Source organism: Megasphaera sp. AF13-6AC, from assembly GCF_027685385.1.
GTDB lineage: Bacteria > Bacillota > Negativicutes > Veillonellales > Megasphaeraceae > Megasphaera > Megasphaera micronuciformis.
Genome location: NZ_JAQCUN010000037.1, coordinates 335 through 11,327, shown reverse-complemented (window position 1 = coordinate 11,327; position 10,993 = coordinate 335). Strand labels below are relative to the sequence as shown.

Genomic DNA, 10,993 nt, shown 5'->3' with positions numbered 1-10,993 from the left:
TGATATGAGACGTTTGGGGCTGGATTGGGACGAAGGACCCGATGTGGGCGGTTCCTACGGGCCTTATGTGCAAAGCAAGCGATACTTTATGTATGAAGAGGCCTTGAATCGGTTGAAGAGAGACGGACTCATCTATCCCTGTTATTGCAGTCGGGCTCGTTTGCAGCGTATCAGCAGTGCTCCTCATGAAGGCGAGTATCATGTATATGACGGTCATTGTTACGGTCTTTCTGAGGAAAGCCGGCCGGAAGGAAAATCTCCTTCCTTGCGCCTGCACGTGCCGGATGAACTTATTACGTATACGGACAGCGTATACGGGGCACAGTCGGAGGACCTGTCGAAAGAATGCGGTGATTTTATCGTTCGTCGTGCCGACGGGCTGTACGCTTATCAGTTGGCTGTGTCGGTAGATGACGGAGCTATGGATATTACGCATGTTCTGCGCGGTCGTGATTTATTGGAGTCTACAGAACGACAAATTCTGTTGCGCCGCCTTTTGGGTTATGAAAATCCTATTACGTATACCCATGTCCCCTTGTTAAAAGATAGTGAGGGGCGACGCTTGTCGAAACGACAGAAAGGCTTGACGCTTCGCGAATTGTGGGATGACGGTGTCGAAAGCGGACAGATTATAGGGTATCTTTTATACTGCGGCGGTTTGATAAAAGAACGTCGCGCCTGTACAGCTCGGGAATTTTTACAGTTAGTTGATTTCACACAAATAGGCAGGGAAGACCTCATTATTGATCACTCTCCGGCAGAAGTAATGAAAACCTTTATATAAAGATGGAAGAACGGGATACAATCCCGTTCTTTTTTTTGTGGAAAAGAAAAAGAGTAAAAGAAAAACAAAAATGTTACGGAATTTTGAAGAAATTATAAAGTAAATATAAAAATCAATATATTGTATATGAAAAGGTGACAGAAAAATAAATATACTATATTTGCTTCGGAAGGATTAGAAAGACTTGATAAACCGCATAAATACGGGAAATTTTTTAGCATATACAAGGCTTTTTTTGTTGTCATAAAGTGTTTATATGTGGTAGAATGTGGTGAAAAGTGAAAGAAATCTTACGAAAGGGGTGACGAGTCCGTGTTTATGGGTGAATACGCACATAGCGTAGATGCTAAAGGTCGGGTTATTATGCCGGCTAAGTTTCGTGATGAATTGGGTACTTCGTTTGTCGTAACACGCGGACTTGAAGGTTGCCTCTCCGTATACACGCAAGAAGGGTGGGCTCGTTTTGCGACAGGCATGCAGAAGTTGCAGGCTTCTAAGGAAAACGTGCGTGCTTTTAAGCGATTTCTTTTCGGCAGTGCCGCCGAACTGGAATTTGATAAACAGGGAAGAATTCTGATTCCGGCAACATTGCGAGAGTATGCACATTTGGTGAAAGACGTCATTGTTTTGGGAACGGGAGATAAGATCGAAATTTGGAGCAAAGAAGCTTATGCGGCTTACTCTGAAAAGACCGTGCCCGCCATGGAGGCCATTGCCGAAACGCTGGAAGGCTTCGGAGATCTTGAGTTTTAGGAGGCCTCAATGGAATTTCATCATGTCAGTGTTTTAAGAGAAGAAACGATTCATGCCGTTTTAGGGGATCCGGCAGGAATTTATGTGGACTGCACTTTGGGGGGCGGCGGTCACAGCCGTGCCTTGGCGGATTTGCTCGTAAAGGACGGTTTGATCATAGGTCTTGATCAGGATGAAGATGCTATTCGGGCGGCGACAGAGCGAATGCAGGATGCACCGTGTAGATTTACGGCGGTACAACGTAATTTTCGCTATCTGGGCGAGGTGCTTGATGATTTGAATATCCCTACTGTGGACGGGATTATGTTCGATCTGGGAGTGTCCAGCTATCAGTTGGATAATCCCGAACGAGGCTTTTCGTACCAACATGACGGTCCTCTGGATATGCGTATGGATCGACATGGGAAGAAAAGTGCTTATGATGTCATCAATGCGTATGATGAAGCCGATTTATATCGAATTATTAAAGACTACGGTGAAGAACGATGGGCCAAGCGCATTGCTTCTTTTATCGTCAAAGCTCGACGGGAAAAACCTTTTGAACGAACTGAAGAATTGGTTCGAGTTATTAAGCAGGCTATTCCTGCCGGGGCTCGTAAAGACGGACCTCATCCGGCGAAGCGGACTTTTCAGGCTGTCCGGATTGAAGTAAATGACGAACTGAAAATCTTACAAGACACCTTCGAGATAGCGGCTAACCGCTTGAAACCGGGTGGTCATATAGGGATTATCACCTTCCATTCACTGGAAGACAGAATTGCCAAGCAGACGTTGCGTAAATTGGCTACAGGGTGCATTTGTCCTCCCCATATTCCTGTATGTACGTGTCATCATGAAGCTATTTTAAAAGTCAAGGGGAAGGGAATAGGGCCTTCTAAAGAAGAACTGGAACTCAATCCGCGTGCACGGAGCGCAAAGTTACGAGTCGGCACACGGATATAGGAATGTTGTAAATTTGTGAATTGTCGGGAAACGGATGTGTTATAATTATGTTGGCAAGAAAAGCTGGATATATGGGATATCAGGGCGGTCGCGGAATATCCGTACCGACAGGTAAAGAAAGAGTACGTTTTAATGAGCGGATGTCCCAAGTTCTTTCAATTATTTTTCTTTGCGCCTTCTTTCTTCTTGTCTATGTAGCTTTGTCCGCTATGAGAACGGAATACGGTTATTCGCTGATGCAGGAAAAGCGGACGGTACAACAATTACAACGTGACAACGAAATATTACGGGTCGAAATAGCCAAGCTCGAATCTCCCGAACGTATTTATAAAACGGCAACGAGTGAATTGGGAATGGTAGTCCCTGCGAGTGTATTATATAAGGAACAACATAATCAGGACGGACAGTAGATGACACGGGAGCAGCCTTTTTTCGAAGGCTGCTATTGTTGTTTGCTAAATGGATATTTGAGGAGGACAGGATATGAAGACAATTAAAGAACTTTGTAAAGAAATTAAAGGTATATATAATATTGACGGACGAGATAATACGGAAATTACGGGCATATCCGCCGATTCGAGAAAAATAGAAAAGGGTTTTCTTTTTGTTTGCATTGCCGGTGTTCATGTCGACGGGGCGACCTTTGCCGGTCAAGCTGTAGAAAAAGGCGCCGTAGCGGTTTTAACAAATAAGCATCTGGACTTGCCTTTAGAAATTACGCAGATTACGGTTCCCGATATTCATGCGGCATTAGAAGACATAGTACCGTATTTTTATGACTATCCGGGTAAAAAAATGCGCATGATCGGCGTTACGGGTACGAACGGTAAGACGACGACGTCACATATTATCGCACATATACTGCGTGAAGCCGGGTATCATGTAGGTGTTATAGGTACGATTCACGCACTCATTGATGATAAAGAGTTGGAGATTCATAATACGACACCTGACGTAGTAGACCTTCAAGCCTTATTGGCTTTAATGTATGCCGAAGGCATGGAGTATGTGGTCATGGAAGTGTCCAGCCATGCCTTGGCTTTAAATCGTGTAGCGGGGATTGAATATGATACGGCCGTATTTACGAATTTGACACAAGATCATTTGGACTTCCACAAGAGTTTTGAAAATTATGTAGCTGCTAAGGCGAAATTATTTTCCGGACTTACGGCGGAACCTCCTGTAAAGAAAAATAAGACGGCCGTTATTAATATCGACGATCCTCATGCAGACGAAATTTTAAAGGCTACATCCTGCAAGGTTTTGACATATGGTGTTGAGAAAGATGCGGATTTGAAGGGATCGAATTTACAAGTAGGGCTGAAAAGTTCCTCTTTTGATGTCGTAGGACCGTTTGTTTCCGTATCTTTACATATGCATATTACGGGTCTCTTTAACGTGTACAATACATTGGCGGCCATCGGCGCGGCTCATGCCGAAGGAGTGGATACAGATGTTATTGATAAGGCTGTTCAGACTTTTTATTCCGTTCCCGGCCGTTTCGAATTAGTTGAAGCGGGGCAGGATTTTGCTATTGTTGTCGATTATTCACATACCCCCGACAGCTTGGAAAAAGCATTGACTACGGCCAGAGCCATGAAACCGAATCGGATTATTACCGTCTTCGGTTGCGGTGGCGATCGCGATCGCACGAAGCGTCCTATTATGGGCGGCATTGCCGCACAATATGCGGATATCCCCATTGTCACATCCGACAATCCTCGTTCGGAAGATCCGGAATTCATTGTTTCCGAAGTGGAAGGCGGCGTGCGAGCAGCCTTGAAAGAAGGGCAGCGACATGAAGTGATTGTCGATCGGAGGCAGGCTATTTACAAGGCTATAGAAATTGCCGAACCGGGGGACATCGTTCTCATTGCCGGTAAGGGGCATGAAACGTACCAGATTTTAAAAGACGGAACCATTCACTTTGATGATAGAGAAGTAGCCCGCGATGCAGTGCGGGAACTGAAGGAGAGATAAAGATGGCCATGTTTACGGACGGGGAAATTGTTCTCGCCACGGGTGCGCGAATTCTTCAACAGGGCCGTAAGAATATACGTTATTCGAGTATTGAAACGGATACTCGTACTATCGGTGAAGATGCAGTATTCGTAGCCCTTAGAGGTGAAAAATTCGACGGCCACGATTTTATAGAACAGGCCGTCAGTCTCGGAGCGGCCGCGGTTATTGTCGATGATGCCGGACGGTTGTATCCTGACGGTGATTATACGATTTTTGTCGTCAAGAATACATTGAAAGCTTATCAGGATTTGGCCTTATATCACCGCCGTCGGTTTGCCATTCCCGTTGTTGCCGTAACGGGTTCTGTCGGGAAGACATCGACACGCAGTCTTATTGCGACCGTGTTGTCACAGAAGTACAATGTATTGCAGACGGAAAAGAACTTTAACAATGAAATCGGTTTACCGCTAACGCTCTTACAACTTACGGGTGAACACGGGGCGTGTGTAGTCGAAATGGGAATGCGCGGTTTGGGCCAAATTAAAGAGTTGGCCGATATTGCCGAACCGACTATAGGTGTAGTAACCAATGTGGGCAAAAGTCATATTGAACTTCTCGGAAGTCAAGCCAATATCGCTAAGGCTAAAGGCGAGTTGGTAGAAGCCCTCGGCACGGACGGTACAGCCGTTCTTAACGGTGATGATAAACGGGTGGCGGCTATGGCCGAAAAGTGCAAGGGAAAAACCGTAAGTTTCGGTATTAAAGAGAATGCCCCTGTCATGGCCGGAGCTATAAAAACGGATGAAAAAGGAATCTCCTTTACGTGTCGTTGTTTCGATCAGGTTATGGATGTACACATGTCCGTTCTCGGTCGCCACAATGTTTATAATGCGCTGGCCGCCGTGGCTGTAGGTCGCCTGCTCGGAATGAGTGAACATCAGATGCAAAAAGGGCTGGCGGAATATAAGGGTGTGCCTATGCGGCAGGAATTGATTCACCTTGAAGACCTGACCTTTATTAATGACGCATACAATGCCAATCCCGCGTCTATGGCCGAAGCCGTACATACGCTTATGAGCGTAGCATCGGGGCGGAAAATCGCCGTTCTCGGCGGTATGCTTGAATTGGGTGACTGGACAAAGGCGGAACATGAAAAAATCGGAGCTCTTTTGGCGGCGGAAAAGGCGGACGCACTTATTGCCTTGGGTGATGAAGCGACGTATATTGCAGACGGAGCCGAACAAAAGGGCATGAAGAATGTATATAAGGTACGGACGCACAAGGAAGGTGCGGAAATTTTGCGTAAGATAGCCGTTGCGGGAGATACGATTTTACTCAAGGGATCGCGCGGATTTGCGATGGAGAAAATTCTGCCTTATTTTGAAAGGAAGTAATGTGAATGTTTAATGCGCTTGTTTTGGGGTTTGTTGTCAGCCTGGTCGTCGGCCTGGCCTTGGGCCCTCTAGTTATAAAAAAACTGAAAGAGTTTCATGCCAGACAGGAAGAACGGGAAGAAGGTCCGGAAAGTCATAAGTACAAAGCCGGCACCCCCACTATGGGCGGCATTCTGATTTTATTCGCATTAACCGTATCGGTATTTCTTTTTAACGGAGCGGAACCATCTAAACTGATGGCTCTTTTTCTAACTTTGGGAAACGGCCTCATCGGGTTTGCAGACGATTCTATAAAAGCTGTAAAAAAACGCAACCTCGGTCTTACAGCTAAGCAGAAATTGGCGGGTCAGGCCGTTATTTCCGTTATTTTCTGTATAGCTTTGAAAGTATTTGCCGATATGCCTACGACTGTATGGATTCCTTTTACGGATATTACCGTCGACTTGGGAATAGCTTACTATCTTTTCGTATTCCTCATTATTGTGGGGGCAACCAATGCCGTTAACTTGACGGACGGTTTGGACGGTTTGGCAGCCGGTTCGTCGGCTATTACAGCCGTAGCCTATGTCGTCATTTCCGTAGCCTTGGGCTACGGCGGAATTGCTGTTTTCGGAGCGGCTTTGGCCGGTGCGTGCCTGGGCTTTTTGTTCTATAATCAACACCCGGCCAAGATGTTCATGGGTGATACGGGATCCCTGGCCTTAGGCGGGGGTATGGCGGCTATGGCGATTTTGACGAAAACGGAATTACTTCTGGTCATTGCCGGAGGTCTCTATGTATTGGAAGCACTGTCCGTTATTTTGCAAGTTATTTCATTCAAAACACGGGGAGTTCGTATTTTTAAAATGAGTCCCGTACATCATCACTTCGAATTGTCCGGCTGGAGTGAAGTGAAGGTTGTAACGGTATTTTGGCTTTTTTCAGCCCTTGTGGCTATTATTGCCATCGTTACGGTCTTAGGCGGTAAATAAATCGTAAAGCAGGTGTGAGTATGAGCATACAGGATTTTTCGAAAAAGAGAATCACGGTCCTCGGCGCCGGTATCAGCGGTCGCTCGGCGGCTCTTGCCTTAGCTCGCCACGGTGCCGAGGTTACGTTGAGTGATATGAAGGAACATGATTTGCAGGAAGAACCGTGGACGAGCCTTGTGAAAGAAGGTGTTATCTGTTCTTTCGGTCATCAGGACGAAAGTCTTTTAGATGAGGCGGATATAATTGTTCCTTCACCGGTCATATCGCCGGAGACTCGGCTGCTAAAAGCGGCATCGGCACGGCAGATTCCCGTTTGGAGCGAAGTGGAAGTAGCGGTTCATGTAACGGATGCGGAATTTATCGGGATTACGGGAACGAACGGAAAAACGACTACTACCGTTTTAACGGGTGAAATTATGAAGGCTACAGGGCGACAGACCGTCGTAGGCGGAAACATCGGTTTCGGTTTGTCCGAAACGGCGGAAGACCTGCCATCGTCGGCTGTTGTAGTTGCGGAATTATCCAGCTTTCAATTGGAACTCACCTCGTCCTTAAAGGCTAAGAGCGCCGTTATACTGAATTTGACACCTGATCACTTGGACAGACATCATACTATGGAAGCGTACGGGGAAGCCAAGAAGCGGATTTTTCTGAACCAGGATAAGAACGATTACGCCATTTTAAATTATGACGATTCGGCGGTGCGTGCCATGGCTTCCGATTTAAGCGGTACGGTTCTGTATATTTCCGTGCATGGAGAAGTGCCTGTCGGAGCCTTTGCGGCAGACGGCAATTTATATATTCGTATGGAGGGAAAAGATACGTGTCTGTGCAAGGAAACGGACTTGCATCTTTTCGGTAAACACAATATTCAAAATTGTCTGGCTGCAGCCTTATTAACTTATTGTGCCGGTGCTTCGATAGACGTTATTCGCCGGGTGTTGACGGAATTTCGCGGAGTTGAACATCGTTTGGAATGGGTACGCGATGTAAATGGCGTACCGTATTACAACGATTCTAAAGGAACGAATACGGATGCTTCCGAAAAGGCACTGGAAGCCTTTTCGGGACACCTTATTCTCATTGCCGGCGGACATGATAAGATGACGGACTTGACGAGTTTTATGAAACTGGCGGCTCGTAAAGTAGATACGCTCATTCTCGTAGGGGAAGCGGCCGATCGTTTTGAAGCGGAAGCTTGCAAAGCGGGTATGAAGGATATCCGCCGTGTCGGATTTTCTATGGAAAAAGCCGTTCGCACAGCTTATGAAACGGCTGGAAAAGGGCAGACCGTCCTTTTGTCGCCGGCATGTTCAAGTTACGATATGTACCATCATTTTGAAGAACGGGGCGACGATTTTAAAAAAATCGTCAAGTCCTTGTAAATACGATAGCCACTAGAGGAGGAAACAGTTTCATGCGCCGTGTCATTATATCCGGAGGCGGGACGGGGGGCCATATTTATCCGGCCATTACCATAGCCGAAGCCATTAAAGAAAAGGAGCCGACAGAGATTCTTTATGTCGGATCCAAGACGGGATTGGAAAATACGCTTATTCCCAAACAGGGCTACGACTTCGTCACTCTTGACGTGCGCGGCTTGGAACGTAGACTTTCCGTGCGCAATTTGGTGACTGCGGGAAAAACGGCGGCCAGCCTGTTTCAAGCGGAACGAATTATTCGTCATTTCAAGCCTCATGTGGTCATAGGTACGGGCGGTTTTGTTTGCGGTCCCGTCTTGATGGCGGCAGCCTTGTCTGGCATACCGACGATGATTCAGGAACAAAATGTCATTCCCGGAGTTACCAATACGATTCTGGCAAAGGTAGTCAATAAGATTGCTCTGGGCTATGAAGAAGCGGCGGAACGATTTAAGCAGAAAAACAAGCTCGTCTTTACCGGCAATCCCGTGCGACAGGATATTATGACGGTCAGTCGTCAGGAAGGCTTGGATTTTTTGGGGTTCGACTCTCAGAAATTTACGCTTGTCATTGCCGGCGGCAGTCGCGGGGCTCGCAGTATAAATACGGCTATGTTGACAGTGCATAAATATTTTAAGAACGAGGACGACATTCAAATCCTTCACATTACGGGTGACCATGAGTATGACCGGGTTATGAAACAACTTGACGGAGTCAACGGTCAAGGTTTTTACGGTAAGGGGAGTCGAATTGTTCCTTATTCACACCATATGCCGTCCGTGTTGGCGGCAGCCGATCTTGTAGTCTATAGAGCCGGAGCCGTAGGACTTGCCGAATTGGCGGCCAGAGGAATTCCTTCAATTCTTGTGCCTTATCCGTATGCAGCTGAAGATCATCAACGTTATAATGCACAGGCCTTTGTTATGAACGGGGCGGCTCGCATGATTTTGGATAAATTATTGACAGGTAGCGATTTGCTTGATGAAATCATATACTTAAAAGAAAATCGCCCGTTATTACAGCGTATGGCGACTGCCAGTCTGGCTATGGGCAGAAGCGACGCGGCTTCAGTCATTGCCGATATAGCATTGGATCTGGCAAAAAAGAGCAAATATGCCAAAAAAGAGGGATAAAGATGATAGATTTAAATACGGTCAGCCGAGTTCATTTTATCGGAATCGGTGGCGTGGGCATGCGTGCTATTGCCGATATTTTTATTGATAAGGGATATATTGTTTCGGGGTCCGATGCCAAGTCGTCACCCGCAACGGAACGACTCGGTCAAAGAGGAGCCCGCATATGCATCGGCCAAAAGGCTGAAAATTTGGGTGATGCACAGGTAGTTATTATTTCTTCGGCAATTCGTGATACGAACGAAGAATTGGAGGCGGCCAGAAAACGACAACTTCCGATCATTCACCGTGCCGATGCATTGGTACATATTATGACCTACGGCAAAGCGATTGCCGTAGCGGGAGCCCACGGTAAGACAACGACTACGTCCATGTTAGGGCAGGTTTTCTATGAAAGCAAAATGGATCCGACCCTCGTCATCGGAGGAGAAGTGGATTATTTGCAGGGGAATTCCGTTCTCGGTAAGGGCGAGTACGTCATTGCCGAAGCGGATGAAAGCGACGGAACCTTTTTAAAGGAACATCCTCACATTGCTGTTGTTACCAATATCGATGCGGACCATATGGACCATTACGGCACGATTGAAAATGTCATTCAGGCCTTTAAAGATTTTATTCATTTACTTGACCCTCAGACGGGTTTGGCCGTCTTGTGTGCCGATAATGATAAAATCAAGGCCTTTTTGTCGGAAGTAAAGCGTCCTTTTGTGACGTATGCCATTGAAGCTCCGGCTGATTACAAAGCTAAGAATATCGGTTACCATGAAGGTAAGCTTATATTTGACGTGTATAAACACGATGAATTTTTAGGATCCGTTGAACTGAATGTGCCGGGTAATCATAATGTTCTGAATGCTTTGGCAACCGTAGCCGTATCCTTGTCCTGCGGTATATCCTTTGAGGATATTGCAGCAGCTTTATCGCGCTTTCACGGTGCCAAACGACGTTTCCAGACCAAAGGGCATGTAAACGGCATTTGGGTTGTTGACGATTATGCACATCATCCTACGGAAATTCATGCTACCCTGGCGGCGGCACGCAGTATGGGTACGCATCGTGTCGTGTGTCTTTTTCAACCTCACCGGTATACGCGTACGCAACTTTTAGCTGAAGAATTCAGCAAAGCCTTTACATGTGCGGATAAATTGATTCTGACAGATGTCTACTCGGCAGGTGAAGACCCTATCCCCGGTATAGGCGGCACCTTTTTGAGCGACAAGGTCAAGTCTGCAACCGGACAGGATGTAGAGTACATCGGTACAAAGGAAGAGTTGCTCGAATATTTGCGCAAGAATGCCCGGCCTCGCGACTTGATTTTGACGATGGGTGCCGGAGATATTTATAAGGTCGGAGAGGCTTTTGTAGCTGCAGAGGAGTCCCGTAAGGCATGAAAAACTTAAAGGGTAAAAAGATAGCCGTCATTGTCGGCGGGCCGTCTACGGAAGCGGCCGTATCCCGTAATTCGGGAAAGAATGTAGCCGCTGCTCTAAGGGCAAAAGGATATGATCCGATTATTACGGAGCTTGTCCCTGAAGAATGGGCTCGCACCTTAAAAGAAGGACAGTTCGATATTGTTTTTAATGCTTTACACGGCCGATACGGTGAAGACGGCGTCTTACAGGGAACGTGTGAA

General features: G+C 46.6%; 10 protein-coding genes and 1 pseudogene. All 11 read left to right on the top strand.

All coding sequences use genetic code 11. The annotated features are described in order from the left end of the window. A partial coding sequence (locus tag PGX78_RS03490) for a glutamate--tRNA ligase family protein (protein ID WP_270445416.1) occupies positions 1-784 on the top strand: 784 nt, incomplete at its 5' end. Between the two features lie 312 nt (positions 785-1,096). Next, a complete protein-coding gene (gene mraZ / locus PGX78_RS03485) occupies positions 1,097-1,537 on the top strand; it encodes a division/cell wall cluster transcriptional repressor MraZ (protein WP_040774177.1) in 441 nt (146 codons plus the stop codon). A 9-nt stretch (positions 1,538-1,546) separates the two neighbouring features. Next, entirely contained in the window at positions 1,547-2,479 is a 933-nt protein-coding gene (rsmH, locus tag PGX78_RS03480) for a 16S rRNA (cytosine(1402)-N(4))-methyltransferase RsmH (RefSeq protein ID WP_006942968.1), read from the top strand. A gap of 47 nt (positions 2,480-2,526) precedes the next feature. Then, positions 2,527-2,889, top strand: a complete 363-nt coding sequence (locus tag PGX78_RS03475) for a septum formation initiator family protein (RefSeq protein ID WP_270445415.1) — start codon at positions 2,527-2,529, stop codon at positions 2,887-2,889. Positions 2,890-2,962: 73 nt separating this feature from the next. Continuing rightward, positions 2,963-4,459, top strand: coding sequence for a UDP-N-acetylmuramoyl-L-alanyl-D-glutamate--2,6-diaminopimelate ligase (locus PGX78_RS03470; RefSeq protein WP_270445414.1), 1,497 nt, complete (start codon positions 2,963-2,965; stop codon positions 4,457-4,459). Positions 4,460-4,461: 2 nt separating this feature from the next. Beyond that, complete coding sequence (locus PGX78_RS03465; protein WP_270445413.1) at positions 4,462-5,835, top strand: UDP-N-acetylmuramoyl-tripeptide--D-alanyl-D-alanine ligase; 1,374 nt, start codon at positions 4,462-4,464, stop codon at positions 5,833-5,835. 5 nt (positions 5,836-5,840) lie between these two features. Continuing rightward, positions 5,841-6,806: a phospho-N-acetylmuramoyl-pentapeptide-transferase gene (mraY, locus tag PGX78_RS03460; RefSeq protein ID WP_270445412.1), complete on the top strand. Its 966-nt coding sequence runs from the start codon at positions 5,841-5,843 to the stop codon at positions 6,804-6,806. Positions 6,807-6,826: 20 nt separating this feature from the next. After that, positions 6,827-8,191 carry a UDP-N-acetylmuramoyl-L-alanine--D-glutamate ligase gene (murD, locus tag PGX78_RS03455; RefSeq protein ID WP_270445411.1) on the top strand — a complete coding sequence of 455 codons (1,365 nt, stop codon included), beginning with the start codon at positions 6,827-6,829 and terminating at the stop codon, positions 8,189-8,191. Positions 8,192-8,223: 32 nt separating this feature from the next. Further along, positions 8,224-9,360: an undecaprenyldiphospho-muramoylpentapeptide beta-N-acetylglucosaminyltransferase gene (gene murG / locus PGX78_RS03450; RefSeq protein ID WP_270445410.1), complete on the top strand. Its 1,137-nt coding sequence runs from the start codon at positions 8,224-8,226 to the stop codon at positions 9,358-9,360. 2 nt (positions 9,361-9,362) lie between these two features. Next, a complete protein-coding gene (gene murC, locus PGX78_RS03445; RefSeq protein ID WP_270445409.1) occupies positions 9,363-10,751 on the top strand; it encodes a UDP-N-acetylmuramate--L-alanine ligase in 1,389 nt (462 codons plus the stop codon). Next, positions 10,748-10,993: pseudogene (locus PGX78_RS03440) on the top strand (D-alanine--D-alanine ligase); the annotation flags it as partial. The gene murC and the pseudogene PGX78_RS03440, both read left to right, overlap by 4 nt.